At 38.7% G+C, this 20,362-nt stretch carries 18 protein-coding genes and 1 pseudogene; 8 read left to right on the top strand and 11 right to left on the bottom strand.

The features are described from left to right. Nucleotides 1-21: 21 nt before the first annotated feature. Together ilvA and ABC255_RS15740 are read left to right on the top strand one after the other, a co-directional pair. The gene (gene ilvA / locus ABC255_RS15745; RefSeq protein WP_412994886.1) at nucleotides 22-1,293 is read left to right on the top strand and encodes a threonine ammonia-lyase IlvA; all 1,272 of its coding nucleotides are present in this window, start codon (nucleotides 22-24) and stop codon (nucleotides 1,291-1,293) included. Between the two features lie 145 nt (nucleotides 1,294-1,438). Beyond that, on the top strand, nucleotides 1,439-3,031 hold the full coding sequence (locus ABC255_RS15740) for an amidohydrolase (RefSeq protein ID WP_412994884.1): 1,593 nt from the start codon (nucleotides 1,439-1,441) through the stop codon (nucleotides 3,029-3,031). 43 nt (nucleotides 3,032-3,074) lie between these two features. Here the strand turns inward: ABC255_RS15740 and yyaC are convergent, their stop codons facing one another. Together yyaC and ABC255_RS15730 are read right to left on the bottom strand one after the other, a co-directional pair. After that, complete coding sequence (yyaC, locus tag ABC255_RS15735; RefSeq protein ID WP_412994882.1) at nucleotides 3,075-3,677, bottom strand: spore protease YyaC; 603 nt, start codon at nucleotides 3,675-3,677, stop codon at nucleotides 3,075-3,077. 68 nt (nucleotides 3,678-3,745) lie between these two features. Further along, nucleotides 3,746-5,397, bottom strand: a pseudogene (locus tag ABC255_RS15730) (FAD-binding dehydrogenase). Between the two features lie 229 nt (nucleotides 5,398-5,626). Here ABC255_RS15730 and ABC255_RS15725 point away from each other — a divergent pair. From ABC255_RS15725 to ABC255_RS15715, 3 genes are all read left to right on the top strand, one after another. Next, the gene (locus tag ABC255_RS15725; protein WP_412994880.1) at nucleotides 5,627-6,088 is read left to right on the top strand and encodes a flavin reductase family protein; all 462 of its coding nucleotides are present in this window, start codon (nucleotides 5,627-5,629) and stop codon (nucleotides 6,086-6,088) included. Between the two features lie 87 nt (nucleotides 6,089-6,175). After that, nucleotides 6,176-6,415 carry a hypothetical protein gene (locus ABC255_RS15720; RefSeq protein WP_412994879.1) on the top strand — a complete coding sequence of 80 codons (240 nt, stop codon included), beginning with the start codon at nucleotides 6,176-6,178 and terminating at the stop codon, nucleotides 6,413-6,415. A gap of 203 nt (nucleotides 6,416-6,618) precedes the next feature. Then, the gene (locus ABC255_RS15715; protein WP_412994878.1) at nucleotides 6,619-7,887 is read left to right on the top strand and encodes a S8 family peptidase; all 1,269 of its coding nucleotides are present in this window, start codon (nucleotides 6,619-6,621) and stop codon (nucleotides 7,885-7,887) included. A gap of 42 nt (nucleotides 7,888-7,929) precedes the next feature. Here the strand turns inward: ABC255_RS15715 and ABC255_RS15710 are convergent, their stop codons facing one another. Together ABC255_RS15710 and ABC255_RS15705 are read right to left on the bottom strand one after the other, a co-directional pair. After that, nucleotides 7,930-8,841 carry an EamA family transporter gene (locus ABC255_RS15710; protein ID WP_412994876.1) on the bottom strand — a complete coding sequence of 304 codons (912 nt, stop codon included), beginning with the start codon at nucleotides 8,839-8,841 and terminating at the stop codon, nucleotides 7,930-7,932. Between the two features lie 132 nt (nucleotides 8,842-8,973). Continuing rightward, nucleotides 8,974-9,378 carry a hypothetical protein gene (locus ABC255_RS15705; RefSeq protein WP_412994874.1) on the bottom strand — a complete coding sequence of 135 codons (405 nt, stop codon included), beginning with the start codon at nucleotides 9,376-9,378 and terminating at the stop codon, nucleotides 8,974-8,976. Nucleotides 9,379-9,668: 290 nt separating this feature from the next. Between ABC255_RS15705 and ABC255_RS15700 the strand changes: the two genes are divergently transcribed. Continuing rightward, complete coding sequence (locus ABC255_RS15700; protein ID WP_412994872.1) at nucleotides 9,669-10,067, top strand: c-type cytochrome; 399 nt, start codon at nucleotides 9,669-9,671, stop codon at nucleotides 10,065-10,067. A 57-nt stretch (nucleotides 10,068-10,124) separates the two neighbouring features. On the opposite strand, the gene ABC255_RS15695 is transcribed toward ABC255_RS15700, so the two are convergent. Further along, nucleotides 10,125-11,396 (bottom strand): S-adenosylmethionine decarboxylase related protein, encoded by a 1,272-nt coding sequence (locus ABC255_RS15695; protein WP_412994870.1) that lies wholly within the window; start codon nucleotides 11,394-11,396, stop codon nucleotides 10,125-10,127. A 178-nt stretch (nucleotides 11,397-11,574) separates the two neighbouring features. On the opposite strand from ABC255_RS15695, the gene ABC255_RS15690 reads away from it, so the two are divergent. Next, nucleotides 11,575-12,171 (top strand): class I SAM-dependent methyltransferase, encoded by a 597-nt coding sequence (locus ABC255_RS15690; RefSeq protein WP_412994869.1) that lies wholly within the window; start codon nucleotides 11,575-11,577, stop codon nucleotides 12,169-12,171. A gap of 232 nt (nucleotides 12,172-12,403) precedes the next feature. Here the strand turns inward: ABC255_RS15690 and treR are convergent, their stop codons facing one another. The 3 genes from treR to treP all read right to left on the bottom strand — a co-directional run bounded on the left by treR (nucleotide 12,404) and on the right by treP (nucleotide 16,301). Further along, nucleotides 12,404-13,120 carry a trehalose operon repressor gene (treR, locus tag ABC255_RS15685; protein WP_412994867.1) on the bottom strand — a complete coding sequence of 239 codons (717 nt, stop codon included), beginning with the start codon at nucleotides 13,118-13,120 and terminating at the stop codon, nucleotides 12,404-12,406. A 12-nt stretch (nucleotides 13,121-13,132) separates the two neighbouring features. Further along, nucleotides 13,133-14,800 carry an alpha,alpha-phosphotrehalase gene (treC, locus tag ABC255_RS15680; protein ID WP_412994865.1) on the bottom strand — a complete coding sequence of 556 codons (1,668 nt, stop codon included), beginning with the start codon at nucleotides 14,798-14,800 and terminating at the stop codon, nucleotides 13,133-13,135. A 76-nt stretch (nucleotides 14,801-14,876) separates the two neighbouring features. Further along, a complete protein-coding gene (treP, locus tag ABC255_RS15675; protein ID WP_412994863.1) occupies nucleotides 14,877-16,301 on the bottom strand; it encodes a PTS system trehalose-specific EIIBC component in 1,425 nt (474 codons plus the stop codon). Nucleotides 16,302-16,785: 484 nt separating this feature from the next. Here treP and ABC255_RS15670 point away from each other — a divergent pair, with 484 nt between their 5' ends. Beyond that, nucleotides 16,786-17,196 carry a VOC family protein gene (locus ABC255_RS15670; protein ID WP_412994861.1) on the top strand — a complete coding sequence of 137 codons (411 nt, stop codon included), beginning with the start codon at nucleotides 16,786-16,788 and terminating at the stop codon, nucleotides 17,194-17,196. Between the two features lie 338 nt (nucleotides 17,197-17,534). On the opposite strand, the gene ABC255_RS15665 is transcribed toward ABC255_RS15670, so the two are convergent. The 3 genes from ABC255_RS15665 to ABC255_RS15655 form a co-directional block, all read right to left on the bottom strand. After that, nucleotides 17,535-17,927, bottom strand: a complete 393-nt coding sequence (locus tag ABC255_RS15665; protein ID WP_412994859.1) for a thiol-disulfide oxidoreductase DCC family protein — start codon at nucleotides 17,925-17,927, stop codon at nucleotides 17,535-17,537. A 126-nt stretch (nucleotides 17,928-18,053) separates the two neighbouring features. After that, entirely contained in the window at nucleotides 18,054-19,244 is a 1,191-nt protein-coding gene (locus tag ABC255_RS15660; RefSeq protein ID WP_412994858.1) for a M14 family metallopeptidase, read from the bottom strand. A gap of 336 nt (nucleotides 19,245-19,580) precedes the next feature. Beyond that, nucleotides 19,581-20,252, bottom strand: a complete 672-nt coding sequence (locus tag ABC255_RS15655) for a DUF2642 domain-containing protein (RefSeq protein ID WP_412994857.1) — start codon at nucleotides 20,250-20,252, stop codon at nucleotides 19,581-19,583. Nucleotides 20,253-20,362 lie beyond the last annotated feature (110 nt).

Below are 20,362 nucleotides of genomic sequence, written 5' to 3'. Positions count from 1 at the left end.
AAAAAAGAGGAGGAAAGTGAAATGAATCAACAAGTAGACCAAAAAGAAAAAACTGTTCAAGTAGAGGATATCATCATTGCCAGCCACACCATTAAGGATGTGATTTCGCCAACTCCCTTGCAATATAATCACTTATTATCTGAGCGATATGACTGTCATATCTATTTAAAAAGAGAGGACATGCAAAGTGTTCGTTCTTTTAAAATCCGTGGTGCTTATAATCGTATTAAAAAGCTAACACCTGAGGAATTAGAAAATGGAATTATTTGTGCAAGTGCCGGAAATCATGCGCAAGGGGTGGCCTATTCTTGCAATCATTTAAAAATTAACGGAAAAGTTTTTATGCCAAGTACTACTCCAAAACAAAAGGTGAATCAGGTAAAATTTTGGGGTAAGGAAAATGTAGAGATTGTTTTAGTAGGGGACACCTTTGACGACGCATATGAAAAAGCGATGGAATGCAGCAAAGTAGAAAATAGAACGTTTATCCATCCGTTTGATGATAGAGACGTGATTGCTGGCCAAGGTACTGTTGCAGTTGAGCTGCTGAATGATTGTCCTGAAAAAATTGATTATCTATTTGGAGCTATTGGTGGAGGCGGACTTCTTTCCGGGGTCGGTACCTATATGAAACACTTTTCACCAGATACCCAATTAATTGGTGTAGAACCACAAGGTGCGGCAGGGATGAAGGAGTCAATTTTTAATGGAGAGGTTACCTCTCTGAAAGAAATTGACCCGTTTGTCGATGGAGCAGCAGTGAAAACCGTCGGTTCAATGACTTTTGAGATTTGTAAAGATGTTGTTGATGATATTGTAGTGGTACCTGAAGGAAAAGTCTGCACTACACTTTTATCTCTCTACAATGAAAATGCAATTGTGGTTGAACCAACAGGTGCACTCTCGATTGCCGCGCTGGATCAGTTTACAGATGAAATTAAAGGCAAAACGGTTGTTTGCATCGTAAGTGGTGGAAATAACGATATCGGTCGGATGCAGGAAATCAAAGAACGCTCCAAGTTATATGAGGGGCTTCAGCATTACTTTATTGTTCAATTCCCACAACGACCAGGTGCTTTACGCGAATTCTTAGATGATGTCCTTGGGCCAAATGATGATATCAGCCATTTTGAATATACGAAAAAGAATAACCGTGAAACAGGACCAGCTTTAGTAGGAATTGAGCTAAAGTGCAAAGATGATTACTTTCCATTGATTGAACGTATTAAGGTAAAGGGATTTGTTTACCGTGAAGTAAATAAAGACAGCACCTTGTTCCAAATGCTAGTTTAGAAAAATCGAAGAGCCCAATTTGGGCTCTTTTCTATTGTGACCGTAACTCCGGCACAAAGAAAATAAGATAGCAATTCTTTCCCTGAAATTGTATTTTCATTTATAATAACATCAAGATTATATTAAAGTACAAGGTGGGGGCTAAGTGTCTAAGACAATTTATACAAATGGTGTCATTTATACCCTTGATTCCAACCAGCCAGTGGTGGAGTCGGTGGTCATTGAGAATGGCAGGATACTAGATTTAGGTTCACATCACGAGATGAGCTTACAATGGGGAAGAGCGGGGGCAAGAATAATTGACCTGCAGGGGAAAATGGTTACACCCGGACTCATTGACAGCCACTTACACATGTCAGGTGTGGCATTTAATTTTTTAGACTTAGATTTAACAGGGGTAACATCTAAAACTGAAATGCTCGATAAAATAAAGCAAAAAGCGGATACCGTTGCTCCAGGTAAATGGCTGATTGGGATGGGCTGGGATGAGAATCTGTTTACAGAAGGATCAATTCCAACAATCGATGAATTAGATCACGTTGCACCGCATTGTCCGATTTACCTTAAAAGGATTTGCTATCATGCATTTTTAGTCAATAGTAAAGCACTTGAAATGAGCCACTATCATCCAACGATCGAGGTACCGCAGGGTGGAAGGGTGGCTCTCGATCCACAAACAAAAAAGCCAACAGGGCTGTTGTTGGAGTCGGCTTCCCAATTAGTTAGTAAACATATCCCCGATAAAACATATGATGAGTTAAAAAATGGTTTGGGACAAGCCATGAAATTCGCGATAAAAAAAGGTTTAACCAGTGTACATACTAATGACCCGGCATATTTAGGCGGCCTACAGCAAACGTATCGGATGTATGATGAGCTGCTCAATCAGGAACAAAAAGGGTTACGCTGCAACCTTTTGATTGATTATCCATACCTCCCAGCTTTAAAGGAAAATGGAATGTTTGCTGGTTTTGGGAATAATAAACTGCAAATCGGCGCTATTAAAATATTTGCAGATGGAGCTTTTGGAAGAAGAACAGCATTGCTTTCGAAACCATATCATGATGAACCTGGTCAATTTGGTGAAGCCATGCAAACAGAAGAAGTTCTTTTTAACATTGTAAAAGACGCCCGTGCGCAATCCATGCCTATAGCCGTCCATACGATAGGTGATCAGGCATTGGAGAATGTTCTCGATATCTTAGATCAATTTCCAAAAGTGAACTATCGTGATCGGATTATCCATACTTCATTAGTAAGAGAAGATTTAATCGCCCGATTAGCCGACCCAAGCATCGTGGCAGATATCCAGCCCAGGTTTGTTGTCGGAGATTATCCATGGGTAATTGAACGGATTGGTAAGGAGCGTGAATCCTATTTATATGCCTGGAAATCATTACTATCTAATGGGGTTATCTGTGCAGGAGGATCTGATGCCCCAGTTGAACCTGTTGATCCATTGCTTGGCATTCATGCTGCTGTTACTCGAAAAACTCCTGGCAAGGATGAGTGCTGGAATGAGAGTCAGAAAATCTCGATGGTTGAAGCAGTTAAGCTTTTTACAGTTGGCGGGGCTTACGCAACAAACGAAGAAACACTAAAAGGGACGTTTTCAAGAGGGAAATTAGCGGATATGACGGTGTATTCTAAGAATCTATTTGAGTTGGAAAATCCTGATGAGCTATTAAGTACAAATATTGAAATGACTATTATTGACGGTGAGATCCAGGAAGTATAAATAAGTAAAAGAGCATCGATAAAAAAGATGCTCTTTTATTTATTTAGCTAATTTGCAAAATGGAGTGATCGGATGGATACTTAAAATATTGTCTAACTGTTAGAGAGATACCTTTAGCAATGGCCGCAGCCATGGTGTAAACAAGATGAAGATCTGTACATAGAAGTGAATTTTTCAAAGCAGGGTCATTTTCGAGAATTACACCTTTAATACTACAATCTCCAATAGGAGGGAGTATATTACCAAGCCCAATGCCAGGAACCATTGATCCACCATTAACAACAATGGAGTTCACCATCTCTTCACTCCCAAAGACACTATCCACCGCAAGAACAAAACTATTTCTTCTAAAAGTGATGGGAGTTACCTCCTGGACTAGTGTTGTAGCATCTAATGGGAATTGCAGATTTCCCAGGACAGTTAAGCGTTCAGTGAAACAGTTGTTTAGCATTGTTCCTACAAAAGGGCCAAGGCTATCACCATTAATTCGACTAGAGCCAATCCCCACTACATAAATATGCTCTGTTCCGTCCGGTATAAAAGAATAAAGTGCTTGTCGGATGTATAGAGGTGCTAATCTATGATTATAGGGAATAACTTGATTTATTTGTGATTGTAAACTAGTAGTAACAGAGCTGATACCCATGTTTTTAACACCCCACCGTCAGTTATACTATCAATTTCTTCATTTTTATTCTATTATCCTTCTAATTTTTAAAATTCTTTTGCAATGGCACGGCCTGCCTGTCTGCCAGTAAATAGACAACCGCCGAGGAAGGTCCCTTCTAGAGCTCGGTATCCGTGGACACCGCCGCCTCCGAATCCACAAACTTCTCCAGCTGCATATAAGCCGGGCACAGGATTACCCGCTGAATCAAGTACCCGGCCAGATAAATCTGTTTGTAGACCGCCCAATGTCTTTCGACTAACAATATGAAGTCGCACCGCAATCAATGGACCATTTTTAGGCTCTAATAATTTATGAGGAGAGGCGACACGAATCAACTTATCACCAACATAATTGCGTGCTCCGCGAATGGCAGTCACCTGCAGATCCTTTGTAAACTTATTATCCATCTCACGGTCTCTAGCAGCGATCTGCCGCTCAATCTCATTTAAGGTTAGAAGGTTATCACCCGTAAGCTTATTCATTCCCTGCACAAGCTCCGTTAAATTATCTGCAATGACCAAATCTTCGCCTTTATCCATAAATGCCTTAACCGGCGCTGTAGGTCCGGGAAGAACACGGGACAATACTTTTTTTATACTCTTTCCAGTAAGGTCAGGGTTTTGTTCAGAACCTGAAAGTGCAAACTCTTTTTCTATTATTTTCTGAGTTAAAATAAACCAGGAATAATCATATCCCGTTTTCTGAATAGCTTCTAGTGTACCTAACGTGTCGAAACCCGGGAAATTCGGCGCTTGAAAACGTTCCCCTTTTGCATCAAGCCAAATAGACGAAGGTCCTGGAAGGATACGTATACCGTGATAACTCCATATCGGATTCCAGTTTTTAATTCCTTCTGTATAATGCCACATACGATCGCGGTTTACGATTCTGCCACCAGCATTTTCGGTAATTGATAGCATTCTGCCATCAACATGATCAGGAACACCTGAAATCATGTTTTTTGGTGCTTTCCCCAGCCGCTGCGGCCAATTTTTTCGAATCAAATCATGATTACCCCCGATTCCGCCACTTGTTACAAGGACCGCTTGTGCGTGGAATTCAAAGTCACCAATTACTTCACGGGAACTTGCTTCGCCACGGGCCGCTGAGCTAGAGATGAGGATTGAACCATTCACTCCAACGACAGCACCATTTTCTATCAGCAATTCATTGACACGATGCCGAGGTCGATAGTCTACAAGACCTGACGACATGGCATTACGGACCTTTTTCACAAAAGGTTCAACAATACCAGGACCGGTACCCCATACAATATGAAACCGCGGAACAGAATTTCCGTGTCCATCAGCTAAATATCCTCCTCGTTCAGCCCAGCCTACTACAGGGAAGAAACGGACTCCCATTTTATATAACCATTCACGTTTTTCTCTGGCAGCGAAGTCTACATATGCCTCAGCCCATTTTTTACCCCAAAGTCTTCGTCATCTTCTCTGTCAAAGCCTGCTGAACCGAGCCAATCTTGCCAGGCCAGTTCACGTGAATCTTTTATTCCCATTCTCCGTTGTTCAGGTGAATCAACTAGAAACAATCCTCCAAAGGACCACCAGGCCTGTCCGCCCATGGAAGCCTCTGGTTCTTGATCAAGTAGAAGCACTTTCTTACCTGCCTCCATAAGCTCAGCTGTTGCCACTAATCCAGCTAGCCCAGCACCTACAACAATCACATCAAACTTCATACTTTACCCCCAGAACATTAGATACTTCGATGGTATTTTAAATATTCCGAAAAGTCAATTTGTGTTTTATTAATAGGAATATAATAGGTGTAAATCGAATAAAAAAAGTAAGAATCAGAATATTAGACACCAGTTAGCAAAGATAATAAGATAAAGAAAGAATATTCGGGCTAGAAAAACTATTTAGATAGGTAAGCAACTCATCGTAAAAAAGAAGGGATGTTGAGAAATGGACGATCGTTTTTTTCGAAATGCAATGGGGAAATTTGCAACGGGTATCACCGTTGTATCAACTGAAGTAGAAGGTGAAGCACATGGGATGACAGCGAATGCATTTGTTTCTGTCTCATTAAATCCTAAATTAATTCTTGTATCCATCGATAAAAGAGCAAGAATGCTACCTTTAATTCAAAAATCCAAGAAATTTGCAGTTAGCTTTTTATCTGACAATCAACAACCAGAATCGATGCGTTTCGCAGGTCAAATAAAAGAGGATACTCCCTATAACTTTGAGCAATTTGGTGGTCAGCCGGTTATCCAAGGTGCTCTTGCGAACATGACCTGTGATCTTTTTAACGAGGTGGAGGCAGGAGATCACGTTTTATTTATTGGTGAAGTTACTGACCTTAAGGTAAATGAAGGGGATCCACTGTTATATTTCGGTGGTCAATACCGCAAATTATCAGAATAACTTTCTTGTTAAAAGCTGTCACTTGGCGGCTTTTTCCTTTTGTGGTTCTACTTTTGTATTGTACAATTGGAACAGGAGGGGTTTACCTTGTTAAAGAAAATAAGAATTATATTAGGAATAGTTGTTATAGTATTAGCGGGATATGGATTAATAACGAAAAATTTTGTGGCACAGCCTATCATGATGTTGAGTTTAAGCGCATTTATTTTAGCGGGAGGTTTGGATGAGCTTAAACAAGGGATAAAACGCCGTGGATATATCAGTATTTTTCTTGCAATATTCGTATTAGCGGTTGCAATACAAACGTTCCTGCATAGTCCCAAATAAAAACGGAGAAATCTTATGATTTCTTCGTTTTTTTGTCTACATTTTTTTGATTTGATCTTAATCCTCTTCTTTTTAGAAAGCGTTTACATCTAATATTATTTCCCAACTTACAATATGTTGATTAATTGGAAATTTCTAAATAAACTCAATATTACAGCCGTAAGAAAGCTGTACATAAAAAATAGCAGGAGAGGGGAAATGAGATGAAAAAGAAAAAAAGGATTGCCTCAGCATTACTTGCATTAACTATGGGAGTTTCTTTGTTTGCCTCAGCCGCTTACGGTGAGGGCACAGATTCAAAAGAAACGTACCGAGTCTTTATTAAGGGACCAAGTACTGAAAAAGCAAAAGCAAAGCAAACAACTGGAGTACGATGGGATTTTGGCGATGAAGGATATTCAACCACTGTCAATTCCAAACAATATCAAGCTCTACTAAATAATAAAAATTTAACGATTGAGCAGGTTTCAGAAGTACAATTGGATCGAATAGACAATGCTTCAAAAGACAAAATCGGTACAACAGCCATTACGTCACTTCCAAGTGACCGGACACCGTGGGGAATGCAAGCGATTTACAATGATCCAAGTATTACCGTTACATCAGGCGGCGCAGGGATTAAAGTTGCTGTTTTAGATACTGGAACGTATATCAATCATTACGATTTAGTAGGTAGCGTAGAACAATGTAAAGACTTCACCCAGTCATCTTCACCTATTGTTAATAATTCATGTACAGATCGAAACGGACATGGTACACACGTCGCTGGCACTGTATTGGCACACGGGGCCTCTGATGGTTTAGGTATCTATGGAGTAGCACCACAAGCGAAACTTTGGGCTTATAAGGTATTAACGGACAGTGGATCAGGTTATTCCGATGATATTGCAGGAGCAATTCGGCATGTAGCGGATGAAGCAGTAAGAACAGGCTCAAAAGTAGTTCTTTCTATGTCACTCGGCTCTAGCGGAAAAGATACGATGATTGCTAGTGCAGTAGATTATGCATATAGCAAGGGTGTTTTAGTTGTAGCAGCAGCAGGTAACTCCGGATATGCGGCCAATACGATTGGTTATCCAGGTGCCTTAAAGAATGCTGTTGCAGTAGCAGCCTTAGAAAATGTTCAGCAAAATGGCACCTACCGCGTTGCAAATTTCTCATCCCGTGGTAACCCATTAACAGACGGTGATTACGTTATTCAAGAAAAAGATGTAGAAATCTCTGCACCTGGTGCTGCGATTGAATCAACATGGTATGATGGAAATTACAATACGATCAGTGGAACTTCAATGGCTACTCCACATGTATCTGGCTTAGCAGCAAAAATTTGGTCATCTAATTTGTCTTGGACTAACGCTCAGCTTCGTTCTGAGTTACAAAGAAGAGCCAAGCTGTACGACATTAAAGGCGGATATGGTGCAACAACTGGAGATGACTATGCCTCTGGATTTGGTTTTGCAAGAGTAAAATAATCATAGAGAAAAGCCATCTGATACTTCAGATGGCTTTTCTCGTTACCGTTTGACTACGGAAAGTATAAAAATGGTTGCAATTATAGATAGTGCTCCCAGCCATTCAATTGGACTAAAGGAAACATGAAGCCAGGCTACGGCTAGAAAGGCGGCAGAGAGCGGTTCAATACAGGCTAGAAGGCTCGCTTCAGAAGCTTTTATGTATTTTAGGCTTTCCATAAAGCAGAGAAACGCGATTAATGTACCAACTAGAACGACAAATGCAACTGCCATAAAAGAAGCAGGTGACCAGTGACCTTCAAATTTCCATGGGGGATTGAAGATACTCAAACCAATACCTCCGATCATCATACCCCATCCAACTGTTAAAGTCGTTCCCCATTTTGAGAGCAGTTTTACCGGGTAAAGAGTATAAAAAGCCAGTGCAAATGCAGAAAGTATCCCCCAGCCAAACGCCGATCCGGATATCGCTAGTGAATGGATATTACCTTTTGTGACAAGCAGAAATGTCCCGCCTAGCGCAAACACTATGGCCATTACCTCATGGTTTACAGGTAAAGACTTGGTACGGAAGCAAAAATATAAGGCGATAAGTACCGGTGCCAAGTATTGCAAAACGGTAGCAGTGGCAGCATTCCCTTGCTCTATAGCCATAAAAAAAGTATATTGAACACCGAGCATACCGATAATTCCAAACAAAACAAGCTGGAGAACATCCTGTTTATTTTTCCAAATACTCCATATATTTTGTTTCCCAACTATTTGAGCATATAGTAATAAACCCAGTCCGGCCAAAAGTAATCGGATCACCACAAGCCAGTTAGTACTGAAGCCTTGCTGATGAAATAGATACTGTGCCACTGTTCCCGAGACACCCCATGATGTCGCCGCGATTAATACTAATAAAATTCCTTTTGTCCGTGGATACGACAAAGAAGCACCAAGTGTGGTCAAAATATATCCCCTCCAATTAAACCATTCTATTAATTTATCAGAAATTGAAAAAGTTTAAAAGAAGATTTTGGATAGAAATTTAATAAAAAGTAAAAGTCATTAGACGTTTTAAATGTCTAATGACTTTTACTTTTATCTTGGCGTTAGCGTTTTTACAGAAATAGCAGGGGAGTAAGAGGTAACGATGCAGCCTTCTAGATGGTTTTCACTTAATAAACCCAATTGAAGTGCGGATTTAATTTTTGCGTCATCTGCCTTCTTAACAACCTGAACCAGTTCGTTCATTTGTAATTCTTCTAATCTTTTTACGGTAACGTCTTCATTATATTTTTCAATTTTCCTAATTTGCCTTTGCAGCTTATAGCCATTTATCGTGATTTCGGCCTTATTATCAGGACCTACCAGTTTATTAAAATAATCCTGAAACAGGTCCTTTAATTGATTCATTTCTAGTTCAATTTCCTTTTTCTTCTTATTAAGCTCATAATATTTAACCACCATCTCATCTGTAATGAAGGAATCATTCTGTTTAACCAAGATCCTCTCCTCCTTATCGAACGTATATTCTATTGTATTAGCACCAAAAGGGTATTAGTACGATTAACCTTCTACAATTATTTTAAAATCGGCCATTTTTGACACTAGGAAAAGAGGCGGACTCACACTAAAAATTTCTGATTTAACCACACGTTCACCTAGGTATATTTAGCGAATTCTGAAAATAAGATGAAGGTAGGATTTGCCCATGTTTCTAGTTTTCGCTACATAGGCAGTAGGACTCCAATGTTATGGGCGGTGCTATAAAAAATAGAAAAGAGGTGTTAGGGTTGAAGAAGATTTTAAGTATTGTATTTTTTATGTTACTGCTTGCGCTATTGGCAGCTTGCGGGAATGATGAAAAGACTACAAGTGATGAACCGGCAACGGAAGAAACAGCTGGCAGTGAAGATTCCAGCGGGGATGAGGATTCTGGTACTACAGGTGATTCAACATCAACATCTCTAGCAGGCAATGAAGTTTTCCAACAGAGCTGCATTACATGCCACAGTTCTGGTGACATTACAGGTGGTCAAGCGAAGCTTGATGGTGCCAAAATTCATGGAGATTTTAAAACAAAAGAGGATCTCTTAGCATTTGTTGAAAAGAATATGCCAAAAAGTGCTCCTGCTTCTTTATCAGCAGATGAGTACCAAGCTGTAGTAGACTATCTTTGGGATCAAAAATAAATAAATTACTATTTAAAGGTATTGGTTCAAAATAGAACCAATACCTTTTTTGAGCTCTTACAAATCCTGAAAATCTCTCATACGGTCTAAAAGCAATCCGTCAGTTTTGGTATTTTCTCCAATAACAAAATCCTTCATATAGCAGGTTAAATATTGGCCATATTTATTGTTTGTTTTTAGTAATAACTCGTCAACATAATAAACACCATTTGGTATTTGGTCAAGCAAGAGGACGGATAGGGAAGCATAAATCCCACATGCAACCTGGAAGTACGTGGCATTTGTTTTATATTGAGCAAAGATACTTTCGTTATCCAGCACGTTATAAATATAGCGCTCTTTATCTGGATAAACTAGCAATACTCCGACTAAATCCTCACCAGTCAATGGGGCAACCAGGGGATCGAGTACTTTCATTTCAAAATCCCACAAAACATCTGAGTCATCTATATGTTCGCGGATAATTTTAGTGGTATGGTCATTTACCTTATACAAAAATCCACTTTCCATATCGAATAGCTTGCCTAACGTATAAACTTCTTCATGTGGCATTAAACAACCGTAGAAAGTTTTCTTCCCTAAGGTTACTTTAAATTCGATATCATAAACGTTTTCATATAAAAAAAGCGGTGTACCTTTTTTCATGAACATTGGATAACACAAAATAGCTTCGTCTAGGAAGCATTCAGGGGACCAAGTTGTATAGATGACATCCTTTTTTGCCTGTGATTTCTTCTTGAAAAAAGATGTATCGTGCTCGACAATGTAGCAGCCCAGCGGTTGTTCATCCCCATGTTGTTTCATCAGTTCAAATGCCATCCACTGTACCACTCCTGGGTTCATACCAGAGCATACAATGGCAGTTGTATTTTTAAAAGTGTCCTTATGTTTTTCAAAATGATGTATTCGTTCTATCAGTGGAAAGCCTGCGAATTGTTCTTCATGGTCATCAATAAATGTATTTTCTAGAGCAGTATTAATATATTTGATCCCCAGCTGGTCACAGCATTGCAGCATTTCAACCGTATCGGCCCATGAAACATCAATCACAATACTTGTATTCGTACTGGTCAAATGGTTTTTCAACTGCACTTTATCTTTAAGGTCGAACTGATGGTAGGTAATCTGTTTGGTTAAATTTGGAACTAGACTTTGATAATATTGGGGATCCTTTTGTTTATGATCAATTAAGTGAATCGCACTATTTGCCATAAATTGATGTATAGGATCTTTCGTATCACTTGCTGAATTATTCAAAATGGAAAGAATAGATTTTGCGACCCCGCCAGCACTTCCCAAAATGGATATAACTGTTTGGTGATCTTTCATTTCAACACCTCGTCCATATTTTTTATAATATAATATGTTCAAAAGGGTGCAAAGGATTGGATTATTATCTGAGAATAATAATATATGAAAATTTTTTTTACGTTACCACTAGATTTTAAGGTAGAAGAAGTGATAATAATAGTAGATACACTAGCACATAGAGTAGGAGTTGAAGTTGTTGAGTAGTACATTTCCAAAATGGTATGATTTTTTTATGGGACCTTTGGAACGAAAGAAGTTTAAAAGGGTACGTCAGGACCTGCTTAAAAGCGCGACAGGGAAGGTGCTTGAAATTGGTTCAGGAACTGGAGTTAATTTTCCTTTGTATAGAAATGCTGAACATGTCCTCGCCATTGAACCGAGTCAGTATATGATCGACCAATCACTGTCAAAGCTTAAATTAGCAGCGGTACCAATTGAGATGGTTAATGCGAGCGCAGAGAGGCTTCCGTTTGAAGATCATACATTTGATACCGTCGTTGCAACTCTTGTTTTTTGTACGATACCTAATGCCGAAGAGGCTATTGATGAAATAAAAAGGGTGTGTAAACCTAACGGTAAAATACTATTATTTGAACACGTCAAGATGGAAAATACCGTGCTTAACACCATGCAGGAAGGGCTAACACCTCTGTGGAAAAAAATCTGCGATGGCTGCTGTCTGAATAGAGAAACATTAAAGGCATTTACATCTCGTGGATTGAAGATTGAGAGAGTAGAGAAATTTTATAAGGACCTTTTTATTGTAGTTGAGCTAAGGAATAGAAAAGCATAAGTAGCTTTTTATTCCCTCAAATCAGCTTTTTTCTCCTTGCAGGGAGTCAAAAATAACTTTTGATTCCCTCTTATCTGCTTATTTCACTTAGTGGGGAACCAATGACGCTTTTTGATTCCCTCGAATCAACTATTCTCACTCAGTGAGGCACCAAAGACAACTTTTGATTCCCTATAATATATATTTTTCGAGTTGAAGGGAAGCAAAAAAACCTCAAAATAATTTGAGGTTTTTATTGCGTTCTACGGGCAAAGTCGACAAATCTGAATTTGTCAGGACGGTGCCTGGATTCAGTATATTGAAAAAGGCTTGCATCCTCTAAATATACATAGTTTTTGATGACGACAATATTATGAAAACCATCCAGGTCCAAAAATGAACGATCTTCAGCAGTTGGTTCCTCTACGACGATTTCCTTTTTTGCAAAGCTAATCTTTAGGTTTAAGTCATTTTCAAGATAGGCATAAATCGAGTTTGCGCAAATTTCCTCTGTAATAGAAGGGACGTATTTTGCAGCAAGATAATCTTTATCAAGAATGATTTTCTTGCCGCCAATTTCCCGTGTTCTAACGATTTTCCATACTTGGTCCTTACTCGAAAGCTGAAGCTGTTGCTTGATATAGGCATCCGGCTTAAAAATTAACGATAACTCATTGACAATCGTCCTTGGCTTTTTGTCCATTTTATCGGCTAGTTCTTTAAAACTAACTAGGCCAGAAACCGGAAAATCAAATTTATTAATATCAATAACAATTGAACCTTTACCCCTTACTTTTTGAATGTAACCATTTTGAGCGAGCAGGTTTAAGGCCTTCCTAATCGTCTCTCTTGAAGTATCGAATTGTTCCTTTAAATCATTTTCAGAGGGGAGAAGGGAATTTGGTGGAATTTCCCCACTTTTAATCTGATCCACAATATTATTAAAGATTATTTGATACTTATTTGTCATAAAAATCTCCCATTATTTTTTCAAATGATAAACAATGGACTCATATGGGCGTAACGGTATTGCTTTCTCAAGCGGTGCTGAGTCCTCATAATTTGAGAGTAACACACTGCTTGTCAGTCCATCAATGTCTAACCCCACTGGGAGAGCATAAACAATGTCTTTTCCATAAAAATTATTAATAACCAACAGCATTTCATTTTTTGTTTTGCGTACAAATGCAAAGATTGATTCATCGTCTTCGGAAATCAATTCATAATCCCCGTTCGTGATGACGTCATATTCTTTCCGTAAGCCGATGAGTTCTTGATAATGATAAAACACAGAATCTGAATCCTGCATGGCATTTTCTGCATTAATTTCCTTATAGTTAGCCGCCGTATGAATCCACGGAGTGCCAGTTGTAAAACCAGCATGTTCGTGCTTATTCCATTGAACTGGTGTGCGAGAATTATCCCGGGATTTTTGTTTTAAAATCTCGATAATCTCTTGCTCTGGCAGTCCTTCTTTTTTCTTAATCTCAAAGATATTTAATGACTCAACATCTCGATAATCTTCAATCTTGTCAAACTTGGGATTGGTCATTCCGAATTCTTCCCCTTGGTATATATAAGGAGTTCCTTGCATCATATGAATGGTCGTTGCAAGCATTTTGGATGATTCTTTGTGATACTGTTGATCATTACCAAAACGAGAGACAACACGCGGTTGGTCATGGTTGCACCAGAAGAGGGCATTCCAGCCGCCGCCTTTATTCATTTCAACCTGCCAATTAGACAGAATGTTTTTCAAAGCTTGGAAGTCAAAATCCGCTTTCGTCCATTTTTCTCCATTCGGATAATCCACTTTTAAATGATGGAAGCTGAACGTCATATTGAGCTCTTCTTCACGTGGGTTCGTGTAGCGAATGCAATTATCAATAGAAGTAGAAGACATTTCACCAACAGTCATGATGTCATATTTTGAAAATACCTCTTGGTTTATCTCATGGAGGTACTCGTGGATTCTAGGACCATCTGTATAAAATTTACGTCCATCACTGTTATCCTCAGGGAACTGCTGATCTTTGGATATCAAATTGATAACATCTAGTCTGAAGCCATCGACACCTTTTTTAAGCCAAAAATGCATCATTTCATATAAAGCTTCACGAACTTTTGGATTTTCCCAGTTTAAATCAGCCTGGGTAACATCAAATAAATGAAGGTAATACTGTCCTGTGGTCTCATCCCATTGCCAAGCGGATCCGCCAAATTTGGATTCCCAGTTGGTAGGAGGGAGGTTGTCTTTACCATCTTTCCATATATAAAAATCGCGGTATGGATTATCTTTTGAAGATTTTGCTTGTTTGAACCACTCATGTTCAGTGGATGTATGATTGATGACAATATCCATAATGATTTTGATTCCGCGCTTGTGTGCTCCTGCAAGAAGCTGGTCGAAGTCATCCATCGTACCGTATTCCTCTTGAATGTTGTAATAATCGCTTATATCGTAACCATTATCTTTTTGTGGGGATTTATAGATCGGAGTAAGCCAAAGAACATCTACACCAAGCTCCTTTAAGTAGTCGAGCTTTTTGATGATTCCTTGAATATCGCCGGTACCATTACCGGTCGTATCATAAAAACTTTTTGGATAAATTTGATATACTACTGCTTTTTTCCACCATGATGTTGACATGATATACACCTGCCTATATTTTTTGAGACTCTAATAATGAAAAGGAGGGAGATGGTCTCCCTCCTAAATTGGAGTATTACTTTTTAAAAGAAAATTTGTTCATTCCTGTTTTTGCAAAGATAATTGTTAAAAGGAAAGGCACTACAATAGCCACTAACATGGCAATTGCAAACATCATCATGTGCTGTGGCTGGATAGAAAGGAATCCTGGAAGACCGCCAACACCGATTGAGTTAGCCATTACATCACTACCTACAGAAATAACTGCTGCTACTAGAGATCCAATCATAGCTGCAAGGAAAGGGAAGCCATATTTTAAGTTAATACCGAACATCGCTGGCTCTGTAACACCTAGGTAACAAGAGATCGCTGCTGGGATTGAAACTTGTTTTTCTTCTTCATTTTTACGATTAATGAAGATCATCGCAAGAACTGCAGAACCTTGAGCAATATTTGATAAAGCAATCATTGGCCAAAGGTTAGTTCCGCCAAGCTCAGACATTAATTGTAAATCAATCGCATTTGTCATATGGTGTAAACCTGTGATAACAAGTGGTGCATAAGCAAAACCAAAGATAGCGGCAAATAACCAGCCAAAAGCAGAAGTTAAGCTTGTATATACAACATCAGAAATCCAAGAACCAATTGTCCAACCGATAGGACCTAAAACGGTATGTGCAATTAAAACAGTTGGAAGTAACGCTAAGAATGGAACAACAATCATAGAGATTGAATTTGGAACAATTTTTCTAAGTCTTAACTCTAAGAATGAGAGTAAAAATCCAGCTAAGATAGCAGGGATTACTTGAGCTTGATAACCAATCATTTCAATTTGAGCAAAACCAAAATCCCAAGTAGGAATTTCTTTCGCTCCTGCGACGCCATAGGCATTTAGTAATTGAGGCGATACTAACGTAATACCAAGGACAATACCTAGGATTGGTGTTGCACCCATTTTTCTAGCGACTGCCCATGTGATACCGACTGGCAGGAAGTGGAACACAGCTTCACCGATTAACCATAGGAAAGCATGAACACCTGCCCAGAATTGAGACACTTCAACGATGGTCTTCGTTCCATCTTCAAGCAATTTAATATCACCGATTACGTTTCTAAATCCAAGGATTAAACCACCAACCACGAGTGCAGGAATTAACGGCGTAAAGATATCTGCAAGATGAGCAATCATACGTTGCAGCCAATTCATATTTTGCTTTGCAGCAACTTTTGCTTCGTCTTTCGATGCTTCACTAACACCGGCAACTTTAACAAAGTCATTATAGAAGGTAGATACATCATTTCCGATGATTACCTGGAATTGTCCTGCTTGGGTAAAAGTACCTTTTACCGGTTTAAGAGATTCAATTTTTGTTACATCCGCTTTACTAGGATCGTTTAACACAAAGCGCATTCTCGTAACACAATGGGTTACAGCCGCAATGTTTTCCTTACCTCCAACGTGTTCGAGCAGTTCTTTCGCTGACTCAGTGAACTTCGTCATTATTTTTTCCCCCTGTTGGAATTGGAAGTCTCCAATTCTATATATAGTTTATTATTTACTTGTATTTACCAATTAATGTGTACGGTTTCAACTCGCCACTCGAACGTGTATATACAAGTTTCTTGGTTACGGTTACATTCTAACTTGTATATACAAGACTGTCAATAAATTTATTTTTAATAAAAAATTGGGTGTTGACCCTTACTAATGAATTACTTATTATAGGAGGTATTATTACAAGTTCATAACTTTTCAACTTTAACGCTTTAAACTGTTGAAAGAATTTTCGGAAAATGGTACAATCAACTTGTTTAAATTCTTCTGAGTTTAGACCTCCTAAAACTAGAGCTTAGCCTTGACCACTAAGCTCATCTTTTGCCTTTGACAATTGTTCAAAGGTCTTTTTTTTGGTTTTTTTGATTAAAAGCTATATTTTATGAAAAACTAATATATTGTGGCTTATTAATATAAGGGAGTGTTTAACGTGAAGGAACAGATTACACCATATTTATCGTTTGATGGTAATGCGAAACAAGCTTTGGAGTTTTATAAAGAAGTTTTAGGGGCAGAAATTACAGGAGTCCAAACCTTTGGAGAAGCAGATTACCCAACTCCACCTGAAGCAAATGATCGGGTAATGCACGCGCAGCTTAAAAAAGGTAACATCTCGCTTATGTTTTCAGATACCTTCCCAGGTCAATCGACTGTTGTAGGAAACAATATAACACTTACTCTCGAGCCTGAAAGTGAAGAAGAAATTCAACATTTGTATGACGCTCTACGTAAAAACGGCAAACCACTTAACGAGCTAGAGGATACCTTCTGGGGAGCAAAATATGCAAGGGTTCAAGATCAGTTCGGGATTATTTGGGAATTGAATTATCAAAAGTCATAATGAAAAAGCACTTTTAGGAGTGCTTTTTTGAGTACAGAAAAAAAGAAAGTGGTGGGGCCACTTTCTAAAGGAGGTATTGTATCATGGGTTAGTATAATATATGTCCCTCTATGTACAGGCATGTAGTGAACATGTCCATTTTTCGAAAATTTTTTTCTTAATTTAAGGCTGTTTTGGGTAAGACTGTTGTTAAAATCCTAAAGCCGATTTTAACGTGGAAATAGTTATTTTGCACTTTTGAATTTAGGTTGCTGGCTCTTTTCTTATACGATATTTGTGCATTTTCTCCGGTAAACTTTATATTTTGTGTTCTATGGCAACAAAGTTTAGAAAAGAGCCTAATCTAAAAAGCGTTTTTTCATTTCCGCAGCAGGCAGCATGCAGCTGTCGCTTTTGCCAAACCAGTTATAACGATTTTTTGCCACCATGTCATAAAGGAAATCTCTAAAAATAGGAGGGAGGACCCTTAGTATCGAAAAGAACCTCCAAAATCCAGTTAATTTTCTGCATATCTGTAATGCTGCTTTTGATTTGATATATACTTTTTGCTCTTCAATAACTATGAGGCTGTCGATCTCTTTACTAACCCCATATCGCTTTAATAGCTGCTGTCCCGTGTCACTTTGGAGTGAAGCGAATTTGAAATATCCAGCTGGATCCCTCTTAATAATGAACTGAACACTGCTATTACAGAAGTTACATATTCCATCGAACAAAATAATTGCTTTCATATTTTCACCCATCCCTTGTTACAGTATAAATAATGATTACAATAATGTTAAATGGAAAGAATTCTTGAGACTTTAGAATACAAAACCCAATCAAAAAAACCTATTTCTAAAGGTCGAAATAGGTCATTACATATATAGTCCTGCCAAAAAGATCCCCAGTGTCTCTTCATAAATCTCGTCAAATTGGGTAAGTGGGAGGGGATTTGTACCTGTTCCGAGCTCGACGGTAAATCCTGGACGGCGCCAGTCTTGAATAAACCAATCCTTATACCCGGCATAGCTTTCGATACTCTTGACAGGCTCGTAGCCACTGACTCTTGCAAACTCATTAACAAGCACCTCAGACTCTGGCGGCTCCAAATTTTCAAATCCCCAGTAGATAACTTCACCTTGGGTATGAAAGGCTATGACGCGGGCAAAGTCACGTCTTCTTGTCAGATCTGCCATCGCAATTGCTTCAGGCTCCGATAACGGCCGTTCACCCCCATAATCCCGTGGTCCGGGTTCAGTAGGATTCCTAGCTTTCTCCAATTCCCAGAGAGCAGGGAACTGGTCATTTAGGTCAACACCTCTAATATTTGCTTTCCAGCCAGAAAAATCAGTGCTTCCACGATTAAGTTCGATGACTCTATTTCTCCAAGTGTCATTTTCCGGCGGACCATTCATTACAAGACTAACTCCGTCTGGGTTAACCATCGGGACTAGAGACAGCATGCTTTGCCTGTATAATGGAAAAGTAGATAGACCTCGTATGGAACTGCCATTCGTAAGCGATAAACAATAATCATTTAAGAATGTCATTAAGACAGGGGTAGTTATCCATTCATTTGCATGAAAAGAAGCATTATAGTGAACTCTTTTACTGCCATTACCTAGTAGAACTTCAGGTATCCGGTTGCCAAGGACTGAATTTCCTGCATTGGTTACCCGGAGAAATGGATACACCTCTTGCAAACGTGCGATATCCCTGATCATACGGCTAAAATCATAATGCTGCTTTCCTTGAACGAGTCTCCACGTAACCCTAAGTGGAACCTTGATATTTTGCCCGACTACTAGACGATTAGGATTTACGTTAGGGTTAGCGAGCAGCAGCGCATCAAGTGACAGATTACGGTTTTGCGCGATACTCCAAAAAGAATCTCCGCGTCGGATCTGATAATTTTGACCAAGAAATCCGGGAATTCGGATTCGCTGTCCGGCAGCAAGCTGACTGGGTTGAATATCCCGGTTAGAATCAATAATCAGTTGAATATTGATTCGATACAGTTGACTGTAATACCATAAAGTATCACCTTGCCTCACATAGATGTCCATGGAATCCTCCTGATGTTCAAAAATGGTCTTACTTAAAATGTATGCAGGAAAGTTTAGCATTTATGTAGGGTTTTAGATTATTTGCAGAAGAGGGCTAATAAAGGCTGTTTACTTGAAGATGGTTGTTAAAATCCTAAAGCCGATTTTAACGTGCAATGAGGTTTTTTGAGCTTTAGATTAAAGTTTGCAGGCTCTTTTCTCAAATATAGTTGCTTTCAAAAGCAACTATATTTGAGAAAAGAGCCTAAATAAAAGAGTGCCGCCCTTAGGACACTCTGTGATAGTTATATAGAGCGAATTTGGTCATTATTACCGAGACTAGGCTATCCTCATATTTTATGTCATATGAACGGTTTTAATATGTTGAAGATTTAAATTGACAGGATCACCTTTAGCCGTCAGCAATTCCACAAAATTATTTTTTATTCCCATTACTTTCCCCATACAATGCTCATTTTCCCCGATATTAAATACAATTAAAGTCCCAATCAATTTTTCAATCTGGACTTCAAACGATCGTGCGAATGTAATGTTAGAGGGGTTTACTGGTAAATTTGCATTGCTTAAACCATAGGGACGCTGATTGTTGGTATAAGGAATTAACCATTTTAAATGATTAAGGGATATAAACATGGTTTTGTAAATAGGGGAGTAAAATACAAAATAATTATTCATAATGCTGATAATGTAGCCGTGTACGGCTTGTTTACTTGTCACAAATATTTCGGTAAAAATACCCTTAGCTGCCGTTAGCGTTTTTCGTAATGAAATTTCCTCGTTAGGATTGAAAATAGGGGATTGGTCATCTGATAGAGTAATGATTTCATCAATTTCTTCCTTCTTAGGAATCTTCCAATTTTGAATATGGACAGTAGGAATGTATAAATAATCATAACCATTGTAGATAACCCACAAATCACTGCCGATGTCAATTAAGATTCCGCTTATGGGTTTATTCCCTGAGAGTTCAAGTTTTATATAGGTACCAACATGGTCTTTTAATTTCATTTACTCACATCCTTTCTAGTAAAATGATTCTACAAAAAGAGCAGGTGCATATAACTGTATATACAAAGAAAGATGCCCAGCTCTTTATTGTAAAATTTATAATGGATATT

This window comes from Neobacillus canaveralius (assembly GCF_047237705.1).
GTDB classification, from domain to species: Bacteria; Bacillota; Bacilli; order Bacillales; family Cytobacillaceae; genus Neobacillus; species Neobacillus niacini_K.
This window is presented reverse-complemented; position numbering and strand designations above follow the sequence as displayed.

Coding starts and splice junctions, on each gene's coding strand:
- ilvA (WP_412994886.1), top strand. CDS start 22: ATGAATCAACAAGTAGACCAAAAAGAAAAAACTGTTCAAGTAGAGGAT.
- yyaC (WP_412994882.1), bottom strand. CDS start 3,677: ATGGGTATCAGCTCTGTTACTACTAGTTTACAATCACAAATAAATCAA.
- ABC255_RS15725 (WP_412994880.1), top strand. CDS start 5,627: ATGGACGATCGTTTTTTTCGAAATGCAATGGGGAAATTTGCAACGGGT.
- ABC255_RS15715 (WP_412994878.1), top strand. CDS start 6,619: ATGAAAAAGAAAAAAAGGATTGCCTCAGCATTACTTGCATTAACTATG.
- ABC255_RS15695 (WP_412994870.1), bottom strand. CDS start 11,396: ATGAAAGATCACCAAACAGTTATATCCATTTTGGGAAGTGCTGGCGGG.
- treR (WP_412994867.1), bottom strand. CDS start 13,120: ATGACAAATAAGTATCAAATAATCTTTAATAATATTGTGGATCAGATT.
- treC (WP_412994865.1), bottom strand. CDS start 14,800: ATGTCAACATCATGGTGGAAAAAAGCAGTAGTATATCAAATTTATCCA.
- treP (WP_412994863.1), bottom strand. CDS start 16,301: ATGACGAAGTTCACTGAGTCAGCGAAAGAACTGCTCGAACACGTTGGA.
- ABC255_RS15665 (WP_412994859.1), bottom strand. CDS start 17,927: ATGAAAGCAATTATTTTGTTCGATGGAATATGTAACTTCTGTAATAGC.
- ABC255_RS15660 (WP_412994858.1), bottom strand. CDS start 19,244: ATGGACATCTATGTGAGGCAAGGTGATACTTTATGGTATTACAGTCAA.
- ABC255_RS15655 (WP_412994857.1), bottom strand. CDS start 20,252: ATGAAATTAAAAGACCATGTTGGTACCTATATAAAACTTGAACTCTCA.